General features: G+C 71.7%; 2 protein-coding genes. Both read left to right on the top strand.

Annotation, left to right across the window (positions count from 1 at the left end; all coding sequences use genetic code 11):
- The first annotated feature begins 1 nt into the window (after window position 1).
- Window positions 2-8,116 carry a non-ribosomal peptide synthetase gene (locus FBQ73_RS02140; RefSeq protein WP_138397884.1) on the top strand — a complete coding sequence of 2,705 codons (8,115 nt, stop codon included), beginning with the start codon at window positions 2-4 and terminating at the stop codon, window positions 8,114-8,116.
- A complete protein-coding gene (locus FBQ73_RS02135) occupies window positions 8,113-15,924 on the top strand; it encodes a type I polyketide synthase (protein WP_138397883.1) in 7,812 nt (2,603 codons plus the stop codon). Before FBQ73_RS02140 ends, FBQ73_RS02135 begins: the two co-directional genes overlap by 4 nt.
- The last annotated feature ends 3 nt before the right edge of the window (window positions 15,925-15,927 follow it).

Raw genomic sequence — 15,927 nt, 5'->3', positions numbered from 1 at the left:
CATGAACATCGAAGAGCGCCTCGCCCAATTGTCCCCCCAGCAGCGCGAATTGCTGGCGCGCCGGCTCGGGCAGCGGGCGCAGGCCCCGGCCGCGCCGCGCATCACGCCCCAGCCGCGCGACGGGCGGGGCTTTCCCCTGTCGTTCGCGCAGGAGCGGCTGTGGTTCGAGCACCAGATCGACCCTTCGAGCCCGGCCTATAACGAGGCGGTGGTGCTGCGCGTGCGCGGCCCGCTGAGGCTCGACTTCATCGGCGAGGCCCTCGACGACCTGATCGCCCGCCACGAGATTTTGCGCACCGGCATCGTGCCGGCCGGGGGCTCGGCGGAGCAGGTGATCGCCCCGCCGGCGCCGCTGCCGCTGGAGCGGCGCGATCTTGCGGGGCAGGGCGAAGAGGCGCTGGACGAGGCGATCCGCGAAGCCATCCGCCGCCCGTTCACCCTCGCCGCGCCGCCGCTGCTGCGGCTCTGCGCGCTGGAGACGGGGCCGGATGAGCAGGTGCTGGTGTTCGTGGTCCACCATATCGTGCTCGACGGCTGGTCCGCCGCCGGCCTGTTCCGCGAGATCTTCGCCACCTATGGCGCCCGCCAGCGCGGCGAGCGGGCGCAGGCTCCCGTGCCGCAGGTGCACTATGCCGATTATGCGGTGTGGGAGCGCGCGCGCTTCGTGAGCGACGCGCTGGACACTGAGCGCGACTACTGGACGCGGACGCTGGCCGATGCGCCGCCGCCCCCCGCCTTGCCGCTGGACCGGCCGCGCCCGGCCCTGCGCGGCACCGCCGGCGGGCGGGTGGTGTTCCGCTGCGATGCGGACCTGAGCGCGGCGCTGCGCGCGCTGGCCCAGAGCTGCGAGACCACTTTGTTCGCGACGCTGGCGGCCGCCTATGGCGTGCTCCTGTCGCGCCATGGCGGCACCGACGACGTGCTCCTCGCCGCGCCCTCCACCACCCGCGACCTGCCTGAGCTGGAAAGCGCGGTGGGGCTGTTCATCAACACGCTGGTGCTGCGCCTGAGGCTGGACGGGCAGGCCTCGTTCCGCGATGCCCTCGGCGGCGTGCGCGAAGTCACGACCCAAGCGCGGGCGCACCAGCTTTATCCTCACGAGCGGCTGGTGGAGCATCTGCGCCGGGAGCGCGATCTGGGGCCGGTGCCGCTGACGGCGCTGATGTTCGACGTGCAGAAGCTGCCGGCGGGCATCGCGCCGGAGGGGCTCACCGTCGACTATCTGGACGTGGACCCCGGCACCAGCAAGTTCGATCTCGGCCTCTCCATCAAGGATGAGGGCGCCGAACTGGTGGGCACCTTCGAGTATTCAGCCGACCTGTTCGACCGCGCGTCCGTAGAGGCCATGGCGCGGCAGTTCCAGGCGCTGCTGGCGGACATCGTCGCCCGGCCCGATGCGGCGCTGGCCGACCTCGCCCTGATGTCGGATGAGGAGGCGCGGGAGGCGCTGGCCGCCGGCATCGGGCCTGCGCTGGAGATCGGCGGCGAGCGGCGGCTCCATGTGCTTTTCGCCGCCGTGGCCGCGTGCCAGCCGGACGCCCTCGCCGTCACCTGCGGGGCGGAGAGCCTCACCTATGGCGCGCTGGACGCCGCAGCCAACCGGCTGGCCCATCGCCTCATCAGGCTCGGCGCCGGGCCGGGGCAGGCGGTGGCGCTGCGGCTTCAGCGCTCGGTGGAGCTGATCATCGGCCTCCTCGGCATCCTGAAGGCGGGGGCGGCCTATGTGCCGCTGGACCCCCAGTGGCCGGCGGCGCGGCAGGTGGAGATCCTCGCCCAGAGCGGCGCCCGCATCGCCGTGGCGCGCGCGGCGGATGGGGATCTGGGTGAGGGGATCGTCCCTTGCGCTCCCGCCATCGCCGATGAGCCCGCCACGGCGCCGGAAGTCGCCGTGGGGCCGGATGACCCGGCCTATATAATCTACACCTCCGGCTCCACGGGGCGCCCGCGCGGGGTGGTGGTGCCCCACGGCGCAGTGGTGAACCTGTTCCACGCCTTGCGGGCCAGCGTCCATGCCGGCCTCGGCGACGGGCCGCTGCGGGTGGCGGTGAACGGACCGGTGGTGTTCGACACTTCGGTGAAGCAGATCATCCAGCTGCTCGCCGGCCACACGCTGGATGTGATCCCGGACGCGGCGCGGGAGGACCCGGCGGCGCTGGTCGCCTATCTGCGCGCCCATGCCATCGACGTGCTGGACGTGACGCCCACCCATCTCTCCATGCTGCTGGCCGAGGGCCTGCTGGCGCCCGGCCACGTGCGGCCCAAGGCGGTGCTGGTGGGCGGCGAGCCCATCGACGGGGCCTTGTGGGCGCAGCTTGCGGCGCCGTCCGGCGTGCGTTTCTTCAACCTCTACGGGCCGACGGAAAGCACCGTCGATGCCACCGCCACCCTGATCGCCGGCCCTATGCCCCACATGGGCCGGGCCCTGGCGAACGTGCGCACCTATGTGCTGGACGATGCCGGACGCCCGGTGCCGCAGGGCATGGCGGGCGAACTTTACATCGGCGGCGCCGGGGTGGCGCGGGGCTATCTGGGCGAGCCGGAACTGACCGCCCGGCGGTTCGTTTCGCTGCCGTTCGACGACGGGCCGGTCTATCGCACCGGCGATCTGGTGCGCCGCCGGGCCGATGGCAGCCTCGTCTTCCTCGGCCGGGCCGATGCGCAGGTGAAGCTGCGCGGCTATCGCATCGAGCCGGGGGAGATCGCCGCCGCGCTGAAGGCGGTGGCGGGCGTGCGCGATGCCGCCGTGGTGCTGCACGGGGCGGGCGCGGTGCAGCGGCTGGCGGCCTATGTGGTGGCCGATCCCGCCCGCGCGCCCACGGCGAACGGCGCGCCGCGCCATATTCTGCCCAACGGCCTTGCGGTGGCTCACCTCAACCGCAACGAGACCGACTTCCTCTATGAGGAAATGTTTGAGCTGGAAGCCTATTTCCGCCACGGGGTGGAGCTGCGCGCCGGCGATACGGTGTTCGACGTGGGGGCCAATATCGGCCTCTTCACCCTCGCCGCCCATCTCGCCGCACCGGATGTGCGGGTGCATGCCTTCGAGCCCAACCCCACGGTCTGCGCGCTGGCGCGGGCCAATGCGGGCCTCTATGGCGTCGCTGCAACCGTCCACAATACGGGGCTCGCCGCCGCGCCGGGCCGTGCCGCCTTCACCTTCTATCCTGGCTTCTCCTTCCTCTCCGGCCTGCATGCCGACCGGGCGGCGGATGCGGACGTGGTGCGCTCCTTCGTGCGCAAGCATGAGGGCGAGGGCGGGGCGGGCTTCGCCCCGCCCCTGCTGGAGGAATTGCTGGAGGATCGCCTCGCCAGCCGCACCCTTGAGGTGGCGCTGGATACCCTCTCCGATGTCATGGCGCGGGAGGGGGTGGAGATCATCGACCTCCTGAAGATCAACGTGGAGAAGAGCGAGGCTGAGGTTCTCGCCGGTATCCGCGCCGAAGACTGGCCGAAGATCCGGCAGGTGGCGCTGGAGCTGCACGACATGGACGGGCGGCTCGACGCGGTGGTGGCGCTGCTCAAGGCGCAGGGCTTCACCGTGAGCGTGGAGCAGGACTGGCGGCTGGAGGAAAGCGCGAAGACCAATTACTACCTCTACGCCCATCGCGGCCCGCGCCCCGGCCCGCGCCCGCCCCGCGCCGCCATCCCTCCCATGCTTGATGCCGAGGGGCTGCGCGCGGCGCTGGTCGGCCGCCTGCCGGACTACATGGTGCCGGCGGATATCGTGTTCCTTGATGCGCTGCCGCTCACCCCGAACGGCAAGCTCGACACGCGCGCATTGCCCGTGCCCGCCGCCCCCGCCGCGCCGCAAGCCGCCGCCCCGCGCACCGAGACCGAGCGGCGCCTCGCCAGCCTGTGGGCCGAGGTGCTGCACCGCGAGGCCGTGGGCATCCACGATGATTTCTTCCGCATCGGCGGGCATTCGCTTCTCGCGACCCTGCTGATGGCGCAGCTGCGCGCCCGCTTCGACGTGGCGCTGCCGCTGCGCGCTTTGTTCGAGGCGCCCACAGTGGCGCGGCTCGCCGCGCGCATCGAGGCCGAGCCGGCGGTTGTTGGCGCGGATGCCGTCGCCGGCCTGCCGCAGCTGACGCCCGACCCGGCGGCGTGGCACGAGCCGTTCCCACTCACCCCCATCCAGGAAGCCTATTGGATGGGGCGCACCGCCACCTTCGAACTGGGGCAGGCGGCGACCCAGATCTATCTGGAACTGGAGCAGGTGGGCTGGGACCTGCCGCGGATCGAGGCGGCGTGGAACCGGCTGGTGAAGCGCCACGACATGCTGCGCGCCGTCATCCTCAGCGAGGAGCGCCAGCAGGTGCTGGCGGACGTGCCTTATTATCCCATCGCCGTCGAGGACCTGCGCGGCCGCCCCGCCGACGCGGTGGAGCGCCATCTCGAAACGGTGCGCGCGGCCATGAGCGGGCAGACCCTGCCGGCCGATCGCTGGCCCCTGTTCCAGATCCGCGCCACCCTCATGGACGGCGGCAAGGTGCGCCTGCATGTGGGCGTCGACGCGCTGATCGCGGATGCCGCCAGCCTGTTCCTGCTGTTCGACGAATGGCGCCGGAGTTACGAGGCGGATGGGGACACGCGTCCCCCGCTCGCCATCGGCTTCCGCGATTATGTGCTGGCCGAGCGCGGCCTGCACCGGGGCGCCCTCTACCAGGCCGCGCAGCGCTACTGGTTCGACCGGCTGGACAGCCTGCCGCCGGCGCCGGACCTGCCGGTGGACCGGGCGGCGGCGGCCGCGCTGGACAAGCCCCATTTCGTGCGCCGCACCCGCCGGCTCTCCCCCGCCCTTTGGCAGGCGCTGAAGGACCGCGCCGCCGCGGCCGGGCTGACGCCGTCGCTGGTGCTGATCGCCGCCTATGCGCAGGCGCTGGGCAATTGGAGCGCCAGCCCGCGCTTCACCTTGAACCTCACCACCTTCAACCGCCTGCCGCTGCACCCCGACGTGACCGGCCTGATGGGCGACTTCACCACCCTCACCTTGCTGGAAGCGGACCACAGCCAGCCGGCCTCCTTCCTCGATCGGGCGCGGGCATTGCAGGCCCGGCTGTGGGATGATCTGGAGCACCGCACCATCAGCGGCATCGACGTGCTGCGCGCGCTGGCCCAGCGCCGCCGCAGCGGCGTGTCGGCGCTGATGCCGGTGGTGTTCACCAGCGCCCTCGACATCGACCCCGCCGGCCAGAAGGCCCAGCGCTTCGGCGAGGTGGTGGAGAGCGTGTCGCAGACCCCGCAGGTCTGGCTCGACCATCAGGTGATGGAGTGGAACGGCGCGCTGGTGCTGAACTGGGACGCGGTGGAGGCCATCTTCCCGCCCGGCCTGCTGGACGATTTCGTCACCGCCCACGGCGATCTGGTGGAACGCCTCGCCACCAGCGACAGCGCGTGGAGCGAAGGGCACGGCAGCCTTGCCCCCGCCGCCCAGATCGCCCGCCGCGCCGCCGTCAACCGGACGCAGGAAGACTTCCCGCCGCGCCGGCTGGAAGACGCCTTCCGCGCCCACGCCGCCGCCCATCCCGAGGCCGTGGCCGTCCTCACCAGCCGCCGCGCCGTGACCTATGGCGAACTGCACCGGCGCGCGGTGGAGATCGCCGGCCTGTTGCGGGCGCGGGGCGACGGGCCGGGCCGCCTCGTCGCGGTGGTGATGCGCAAGGACTGGGAGCAGGTGGCCGCCGTGCTCGGCATCCTCATGGCGGGCGCGGCCTATCTGCCTGTGGATCCCGACCTGCCCAGCGAGCGCCGGGCCTATCTGCTCGCCCATTGCGATGTCACCACCGCCCTCACCCAGTCCGCAGTGGATGGGGCGCTGGACTGGCCGGACGGCATCGCGCGCATCGCCGTGGACCTGCTGGAGGGGGCGGGCGATGGTGCCGAACCCCGCCCGCTCTCCCTGGATGACTTGGCTTATGTGCTCTTCACCTCCGGCTCCACCGGGGTGCCGAAGGGGGTGATGATCCGCCAGCGGGCCATTGCCAATTCCATCGCCGACTTCACCCGCCGCTACGGCTTCACCCCGCGCGACCGCACGCTCGGCCTCTCGGCGCTGGGCTTCGACCTCTCGGTGTTCGACATCTTCTGCCCGCTCTCCGCCGGCGGCGCCATCGTGCTGCCGGACGCCGACCGGCTGCGCGATCCCGAGCACTGGGCGGACCTTGCCCGCCGCCATGGCGTCACGGTCTGGCAGTCGGTGCCGGTGCTGATGCAGATGCTGGTGGAAGCGCTGGAACCGCGCCGCGAGGCGTGGCCGGCGTCCCTGCGCTGCGTGGTCATGAGCGGCGACTGGATCCCGGTGTCCCTGCCCGACCGCATCCGCGCCTTCGATCCCGCCATCGCGCTCCACGGTCAGGGCGGAGCGACGGAAACCTCCATCAATGCGGTGGTCTATCCCATCGGCGCGGTGGACCCGGCGTGGCGCTCCATTCCCTACGGCAAGCCCTTCGCCAACCAGACCGCCCATATCCTGACCGCCCAGTTGGAGCCCGCGCCGGACTATGTGCCCGGGGAGCTTTATATCGGCGGCACCGGCCTCGCGGACGGCTACTGGAAGGACGAGGCGAAGACACGCGCCGCCTTCATCCGCCATCCCCGCACCGGCGAGCGGCTGTATTGCACCGGCGATTACGGGCGTTTCCTGCCCGATGGCAACATCGAGTTCCTCGGCCGGCGCGACACCCAGATCAAGGTGAACGGCCACCGCATAGAGCTGGGCGAGATCGAGGCCATCCTGGCGCAGCATCCGGGCGTGGAGCACGCGGTGGCGGCGGCGCCGATGGACGCCCTCGGCCATCGCCGGCTGGTGGCCTATGTGGTGCTCAAGCCGCAACCCGCGGCCGAGGAGGAACCGGGCGGGGACCTGAGCACGGAAAACGTGCTCGCCGATCCCATGGCGCGGGTCGCCTTCAAGCTCGATCGCCGCGGCCTGCGCCCGCCCGCGCCCGATGCGGAAGCCGTGGCGCTGCCCGGCGGCAGCTTCGATGCGGCGCGCCGCGCGGCCTGGCTGGCACGCCAGAGCTTCCGCCATTTCGAGGGCGGGAGCATCACCATGGAGCGCCTCGGCGCGCTTCTGGGCGCGTTGCAGGAACTGCCCATGGAGGGCGCGCCGCTGCCGAAGTTCCGCTATCCCTCGGCCGGCAGCCTTTATCCGGTGCAGGCCTATGTGGTGGCAAAGCCCGGCCGCGTCGCCGGCCTTGCGGGCGGGGCCTATTACTACGACCCGAGCCGCCATCGCCTCGTCGCGGTGGGGCCGGGGGCGGAGATGACAAAGCTTTATCCCGGCCCCAACCGGCCTTTGGTGGAGGCCTCGGCCTTTTCCATCGTGCTGGTGGGGCGGCGGGCGGCGGTGGAGCCTTTGTATGGTCCGCTGTGGCGCGACTTCTGCCTGCTGGAGGCGGGCTACATGGGCCAGTTGCTGGCGTCCGCCGCGCCGGAGCACAAGCTCGGCCTATGCCCGCTGGGTTTCCTCGCCGAGGGGCCGGCACACGCCCTGCTCGGGCTCGAAGAGGCGGATGTGGTGCTGCACAGCTTCGCCGGCGGTGGCATCACCGAGGCCCAGCTGGAAAGCTGGTCCCCGGAGGAGGTGCCCCAGCAGCCGAACCCGGTGGACGAACTGCGCGCCCACCTGCGCCGCAAGCTGCCCGACTACATGCTGCCGTCGAGCATCATCCTGCTCGATGCCCTGCCGCTGAGCGCCAACGGCAAGGTGGACCGCGACGCCCTGCCGTCGCCCGACACCGTCCTGCCTGTGGCGGATGCGGGTGCGGCGCCCTCCACCGACGTGGAGAAGACCATCGCTGAAGTGGTGGCGGCCGTATTGCAGCTGCCGGCGCTGGGGCTCGACAGCAACTTCTTCGACCTCGGCGCCAATTCGGTGCATCTGGTGCAGATCCACCGCCGGCTGCAGGAGCAGTTGGAGCGCACCTTCCCGCTGGTGGACCTGTTCCAGAACCCCTCCATCCGCCGCCTCGCCCTGTTCCTCGGCGGCGGCGCGGCGGAGCTTGAGACCGACGACATCGTCGCGCGCGTCGAGCGCGCGAAGCAGGACCGCGCGAGACGGCTCGCCCGCCGGCGCACCGGCGGCCATTCGACAGAAGCGGAAGCGGCATCATGAGCAACGCGGCCCTCAACGCGCCCGTCACCCCGGCTCTGGACGGCATCGCCATCATCGGCATGAGCGGGCGGTTTCCCGGCAGCGGCGACATCGCCGCCTTCTGGCGCGCGCTGGTGGAAGGCCGCGAGTGCATCACCCGCTTCACCGACGAGGAACTGCTGGAAGCGGGCATTCCCGCCGCCGTGCTGCGCCAGCCCAATTATGTGAAGGCCGGCTCCTATCTCGACGCCATCGACCAGTTCGACGCCGGCTTCTTCGGCATCAGCCCGCGCGAGGCGGAGCTGATGGACCCGCAGCAGCGCCTGTTCTTGGAGCATGCGTGGCTGGCGCTGGAAGACGCCGGCATCGTGCCCGAGCGCTTTGCCGGCGAGATCGCGGTGTTCGGCGGCGCCAGCTTCTCCACCTACGGCCTGCTGCACCTGCGCGCCGAGATCGGCTCGGTGGGCAGCCTTGAGACCGTGCTGGGCAACGACAAGGATTATCTCGCCACCCGCGTCTCCTACAAGCTGGGCCTCAGGGGCCCGAGCGTGAGCGTGCAGACCGCCTGCTCCACCTCGCTCACCGCCGTCGCCATGGCCTGCGACAGCCTCTTGAATCTGCAGGCGGACGTGGCGCTGGCGGGCGGGGTCACGGTGAAGCTGCCGCTGAAGAGCGGCTATCTGTTCGAGGATGGCAGCATCCTGTCGCCGGACGGCCATTGCCGGGCGTTCGACGCCAAGGCGCGGGGCACCATCTTCGGCAGCGGCGTGGGCGTGGTGGCCCTGAAGCGGCTGGAGGATGCGGTGGCCGATGGCGATCCGATCCACGCCGTGATCCGCGGCTGGGGCGTGAACAATGACGGCGACCACAAGGTGGGCTTCTCCGCCCCCAGCGTGGACGGGCAGGCCCGCGTCATCGCCACCGCGCTGGCGCAGGCCGGCATTTCGCCGGACACCATCTCCTATGTGGAGGCCCACGGCACCGGCACGCCGCTGGGCGATCCCATCGAGGTGCGGGCGCTCACCCGCGCCTATGGCTCGGGGGCCAAGCGCGCGGACAAGTGCGGCATCGGCTCGGTGAAGACCAATGTGGGTCATCTGGAATCGGCGGCAGGCATCACCGGCCTCATCAAGGCGGCGCTGGCGGTGAAGCATGGCGTGATCCCGCCGAGCCTGAATTTCGAGACGCCCAATCCCGAGATCGACTTCCCCGCCACCCCGTTCCGGGTGGTGGACCAGTTGACGCCATGGCCGACGGAAGGCCATCCCCGCCGCGCCGGGGTGAATTCCTTCGGCATGGGCGGCACCAATGTGCACATGGTGCTGGAGCAGGCCCCCGCCGTGCCGGCGGTCGCTGCGCAGGTGGAGCGGCCTGAGCATTTGCTCGTCCTCTCGGCCCGCAGCACGGCCGCTTTGCGCGATCTGGCGCGGTCCTATGCCGGGGCTGTGGCGGAGGCGGGCACCGGGCAACTGGGAGATATCGCCTTCACCGCCGCCACCGCGCGGCGGCATTTCCAGCACCGGCTGGCGGTGACGGCGCGCGCGGCGGACGAACTGGCCGCGCAGCTCTCCGCCTTCGCCGAGGGCGGCGCGCCGGACCTCTCCGGCGAGGCGGCGGGGGCGGCGCCCGAGGTCGCCTTCCTGTTCTCCGGCCAGGGCTCCCAATATGCCGGCATGGGCCGCGCGCTGTATGAGGCCTCGCCGCGCTTCCGCCGCACGCTGGATCGCTGCGACGCCATCCTCCGGCCGTTCATGGACCGGCCGCTGCTCAGCGTGCTGTTCCCGGCGCCGGGGGATGAAGGGCTGATCGACGAGACCATCTACACCCAGCCGGCTTTGTTCAGCCTCGGCTATGCGCTGGGGGATCTGTGGCGCTCATGGGGCGTGAAGCCCTCGGTGATGCTGGGCCACAGCGTGGGTGAGTATGCCGCCGCGACGCTTGCCGGCGTGTTCACGCTGGAGGAAGGGCTGAAGCTCATCGCCGCCCGTGGCCGCCTCATGCAGGCGCTGCCCCGCGACGGGGTGATGATGACCCTCTTCGCCGCCGAAGCCGAGGTGGCGGCGGCCGTGGCGCCCTCCGCCTCCGAGGTCTCCATCGCCGCCGTCAACGCGCCGCGCAGCACGGTCATCTCCGGCCGCCGGAGCGCGGTGGAGGCCATCGCCGCCGGCTTCGAGGCCAAGGGCGTGAAGGCGCGGGCGCTCACCACGTCGCACGCGTTCCACTCCCCCCTCATGCAGCCGATGATGGCGGCGTTCCGCGCGCTGGCGGAAAGCGTCGCCTATGGCGCGCCGGACGTTCCCATTCTCTCCAACCTCACCGGCCGGCTGGAGACCACGGCGCTGGCGCGCGCCGACTATTGGTGCCGCCATGTGCTGGCGCCGGTGCGCTTCCTCGATGGCATCAGCGCCGCCGCCGCGCGGGGCATCAGCCTGTTCGTGGAGATCGGGCCGCGCCCGGTTCTGTGCGCGCTCGGCCGCGAGACGCTGGATGGCGCGCCCGACGCGGACGGCCGGCAGTGGCTGGCCAGCCTGCGCCGGCCCGGCACCGACTGGCGCACGATGCTCGACAGCCTCGGACGGCTTCATGTGGCCGGCGTCGAGATCGACTGGGCCGGGTTCGATGCGGACTATGCGCGCCGTCGCGTGCGGCTGCCGGGCTATGCCTTCCAGCGCCGCAGCTTCTGGGCGGCGCCCCGCGCCGGCGGGACGGCCGGCGGCAAGGTGCGCGGCGTCGCCACCGGCGCCGACCATCCGCTGCTGGGCCAGCGGCTGCGGCAGGCCGGCACCAAAGAGGTGCGGTTCGAGGCGGCGCTGAATGCCGCCGATCCCGCCTTCCTCACCGACCATCGGGTGTTCGATGCGGTGGTGCTGCCGGCCACCGGCTATCTGGAGATGGCGCTGGCCGGCGGTGCGCACCTGTTCGCCACCGACGAGCTGACGCTGGAGGACATTTCCTTCAAGCAGGTGATGACCCTGCCGGATGCGGGCGAGCGCATCGTGCAGGCGGTGTTCGTGCCCGCTTCCGGGAAGGCCTATTCTTTCGAGATCTTCAGCGGCGATGCGGCGGGGGACGAGTGGACGCTCCACTGTTCCGGCACCGTGAAGCCGGCGGCGGACGACACCGACCTGCCCGCCGCTGACGAGACACTGGACGCCGCCCGCCGCCGCTGCGACGCGCCGGTGCCGGTGGCCTCGGTCTATGAGAATTATCTCAGGCGCGGGCTTGCCTACGGCCCGGCCTTCCGCGGCATCTCCGCGCTTTCCGGCGGGGAGGGGGAGACGCTGGCCCATATCGTGCTGCCCGATGCGGCGCGGGACGGGGCGCAGGCCTATCGCCTTCATCCGGCGCTGATGGATGCCTGCTTCCAGGCGCTGGGCGCCGCCTTCGGCGCCATGGACGATGCCGACACCTATCTGCCGGTGAGCCTCGACCGCCTCACCGTGCGCGGCTTCGTGCCGGGCGACATCTTCAGCCATTCCCGCCTGCAGGGCGGGGAAGGAGAGGGCGTCGCCGACCACATCTCCACGCTCCGCCTGTTCGATGCGCAGGGCACCGTGGCAGCGGAGGCGGTGGGCCTCAAATCCCGCCGCGTCACCCGCGACGTGGTGCTGCGGCAGGAGGCCGGCGGTATCGACACCTGGCTCTACGACCTCGCCTGGGAACCGGCCGAGATGCCCTCGGGCGTCGAAGGGCCGGGGGCGGGGCCATGGCTTCTCGTCGGCGGCGACGGGCTGGCGGCCGCCATCGCCGCGCGGCTGGAAGTGCTGGGCGGGTCCGCGCTGCTTCTGCCTGCGGGGGAGGTGGGTCGCCTGCCGGATCTCCTTGCCATCAGCGCTTTCGCCGGCCTTGTGGATCTGCGCGCGCTCGCTTCAAGCGACGCCCCTATCCCCGATGCCGCCCAGCGCGCGAGCGCGGACCTGCTGGCGCTGCTACAGGCGCTGATCGCCGCCGGCCGCACCAGCGACCTTCCGCTGGTCGTGCTCACGCGCGGTGCCCAGGGCGGCGTCGTGCCGGACGCGGCGCCGGCGGATGAGGGCGTTGTCGAGGGTCTGGCCGCCGCCCCGCTCTGGGGCCTGGTGCGCACCGTGTGGCACGAATATCCCGACCTGCCCGCAACAATCCTCGACCTCGCGCCTGAGGGCGCGACGGACGAGGCCGCGCAGATCGCCGCCGAACTCACCGGCTCAGATGGCGAGCAGCAGGTGGCCTATCGCGCCGGCGCCCGCTTCGTGCCGCGGCTGACGCGCCACCAGAGCACGGCGGCGCAGAGCCGGCTGGACATCCCAGACACCCCCTATCGCATCGACCGGACGCCCGAGGGCGGCCTAGACCGGCTGCTGGTGGTGCCCCATGCCCGCCGGCGCCCGCAGGCCGGGGAGGTGGAGCTGGAAGTGCTGGGCATGGGCCTCAACTTCCGCGACGTGCTCAACGCCATGGGTCTTTATCCCGGCGAGGCCGGCCCGTTCGGCGGCGAATGCTCCGGGCGGGTGCTGCGGGTGGGGCCGGGTGTCACCGGCCTTGCGGTGGGCGACGAGGTGGTCGCCCTGCATTTCGGCACCTTCGCCAGCCACGTCACCCTGCCGGCGGCGGTGGTCTTCAAGGTGCCGCAGGGCATGGGCGTGGTGGAGGCGGCGGGCCTGCCCATCGTCTATCTCACCACCTGGTATGGGCTGCACCACCTCGCCGGCATCAAGGCCGGGGACAGGGTGCTGATCCATTCCGCCTCGGGGGGCGTGGGCATCGCCGCCATCCGCGTCGCCCAGATGGTGGGCGCCGAGATCTTCGCCACCGCCAGCCCCCACAAGCATGAATTCCTGCGCGCGCTGGGCGTCACCCACATCATGAACTCGCGCGACACCGCCTTCGCCGACGAAATCATGCGGCTGACGGGCGGGCGCGGCGTCGACATCGTGCTCAACAGCCTCGGCGGCGAGGCCATTCCCGCCAGCCTCTCGGTGGTGACGCCGGGCGGGCATTTCGTGGAGATCGGCAAGCGCGACATCTGGAGCGTGGACGAGGCCCGCGCGGCGCGGGGCGATATCACTTACTCCATCGTCAATTTCGACATCACCGCCGTGGAGGAGCCCGAGCTGGTGCGCGCGCTCCTCGCCGAGGCGCTGGAGCTGATGTCGAGTGGCGCGCTGGGCCGGCCCGTCACCACCATCTATGGGGTGGAGGACGCCCTCGACGCCATGGCCGCCATGCAGAAGGCGCGGCACACCGGCAAGCTGGTGCTGGCGACGCCCGCCGCCGGCGCGCGGCGGGGCGATTTTGCCGCCGATGCCACCTATCTGGTCACCGGCGCCTTCGGCGGCATCGGCCGGCTGGTGGCCGGCTGGATGGTGGAGCGCGGCGCCCGCGCTCTTGCGCTCGTGGGCCGCCGCCCGCCGGACCGGGAAGCCGAGGCCGCCATCGCCACGCTGCGGGCCGCCGGCGCGCGGGTGGAGGTGTTCGCCGCCGACGTGGGCGATGAGGCCGCGCTCACGCAAGTGCTCGCCGCCGTGGATGCCGGCATGCCGGCGTTGCGCGGCATCATCCACGCCGCAGGCGCGCTGGATGACGGCGTTCTCACCGCGCTCGATCCGGCGCGGCTTGAAAGCGTGTTCGCCGCCAAGGTGCGCGGCGCCTATGCCCTGCACCGGGCCACCGCCCATCGCCCGCTGGACCTGTTCGTGCTGTTCTCCTCCCTCGGTTCGGTGCTCGGCGCGCCGGGGCAGGCCAATTATGCCGCCGCCAATGCCTTCCTCGACCGGCTGGCCCACGCCCGCCGCGCCCAGGGCCTGCCCGCTTTGGCCATCAACTGGGGCGGCTGGCAGGACACCGGCATGACCGCCGGCGGCGCGGTGGCGGCGAGCCTTGCCTATGGCGGCAGCATCCCGCCGCTGAAGGGGCTCACCATCCTCGGCCAGCTGATGCGCGAGAGCGCCGCCGAGGTGGGCGTCGCCCCGTTCGACTGGCGGCTTTATTTCGAGGGCCTGCCGCGCCGTCTTTCGGTGCTCGCCCATGTGGAGCGGGAGCTGGAGCAGGCCGCCGCCGCCGCCGAGACCTTCGCCGCCCTGCGCACCGCTTTGCGCAGTGCCGATGCCGCCCGCCGCGATGGCCTGCTGTTGGAGTATCTGCGCGGCGTCGTCGGCCGCCTGCTGCGGCTGGAGGGCGGGGAGGTGCTCTCCGAAACCCAGCCGTTGCAGGAATTGGGGCTGGATTCCCTCGTCAGCATCCAGCTGCGCAACCGCATCCGCGCCGAGCTGGAGATCGACCTGCCGGTGGCGGAGATGATGGAGGCCGGCAGCCTTGCCCAATTGGTGGCGGCGGCCGCCGGCAAGATCGCGCCGGTGGCGGGGGAGGGCGCGGCGCCCGCCGCCGGGATCGTGCCCCTTCACCTTGCCGAGGCGCCGGCCTCGTTCGCGCAGCACCGGCTGTGGTTCCTGTCGCGGCTTGATCCGGGATCGGCCTTCTACACGGTCACCTTCTCCCTGTTCCTGGAAGGCCCGTTCGAGCCCGACGCCTTCGCTCGCGCCGCGGCTGAGATCGTCCGCCGCCATGGCGCGCTGCGCACCTTTTTCCCGGAGGTGGACGGCGCGCCGGTGCAGCGCATCCGCGCTGATCTTGCCCTGCCGCTGGAGTGGGTGGACCTCTCCGGCCTGAGCGAGGCGGAGCGCGAACGCCAGATGGCGGCGTGGGTGGAAGCAGAATCCCGCCGCACCTTCGATCTCGCCGAAGGGCCGCTGTTCAAGCTGACCGTGCTGAAGCTGGGGGCCGAGCTGCAGCGCGCCATCGTCGCCATCCATCACATCGTCACGGACGGCTGGTCGGCGGTGGTGTTCATCCAGGAGCTGGGGGCGCTCTACCGCGCCTTTTCCCGGGGCGAGGCCTCGCCCTTGCCGGAGCTGCCGGTGCAATACACCGACTTTTCCGTGTGGCAGCGCGACTGGCTCAGCGGCCCGCGCCTTGCGGCGGAGCTGGACTATTGGCGCGGGCAACTCGCCGCGCCCTTGCCGGTGCTGGACCTGCCCACCGACCGGCCGCGCACCGGCGCCATTATGCACCGGGGCGGCGCCTTCACCGTGATGCTGCCGAGGGAACTGGCCGATGGCCTCAAGGCGCTGGGCCGCAGCGCCGGGGCGGGCCTGTTCGCGACCCTGATGGCCGGCTTCCGCATCCTGCTGCATCGCCTCACCGAGGCGTCCGATATCGTCGTCGGCTCGCTGGTGGCCAATCGCGACCGGCCGGAGATCGAGGGGCTCATCGGCTTCTTCGCCAACATGGTGGTGTTCCGCGGCGACCTTTCGGGTGACCCCACCGTGCGCGCGGCCCTCGCCCGCGAGGCCGAGACGGTGCGCGGCGGCCTTGCCCATCAGGACGTTCCGTTCGAGAAACTGGTGGAGGAGCTGAAGCCGGAGCGCCATCCCGGCCGCAATCCCCTCTGCGACGTGATCCTCGTGCTCCAGCGCGGCGTGCCGAAGCCCGACCTCGACGCGCGGGACCTGAAGATCGGCCCGGTGTGGGACCTGGACAACGGCACCGTGCGCTTTGATCTGGAGGTGCACGTCTGGGAGACCGACCAGGGCCTCTCCACCTCCTTCATCTACAACGCCGACCTGTTCGATGCCGCCAGCGTGGAGCAACTGGAGCGCCAGTTCGCGGCGGTGCTCGCGGCCATGGTGGAGGCCCCGGACCAGCCGGTGTCGCAGCTGCTCCTGGCGTCGGCCGCGCCGGACGGGGGAGATGCGCTGGCGCAGACGCTCCAGCAGATCGAGAACCTCAGCGACGCCGAGGTGGATGCGCTCTTGCGCGAGATGATGGACGAGGGCGTCGGCGACACACCATGAGAC

It is taken from the genome of Xanthobacter autotrophicus, assembly GCF_005871085.1.
GTDB classification, from domain to species: domain Bacteria; phylum Pseudomonadota; class Alphaproteobacteria; order Rhizobiales; family Xanthobacteraceae; genus Xanthobacter; species Xanthobacter autotrophicus.
The sequence above is the reverse complement of the archived record's forward strand: the minus strand, read 5'-3'. Positions and strand labels throughout refer to the sequence as shown.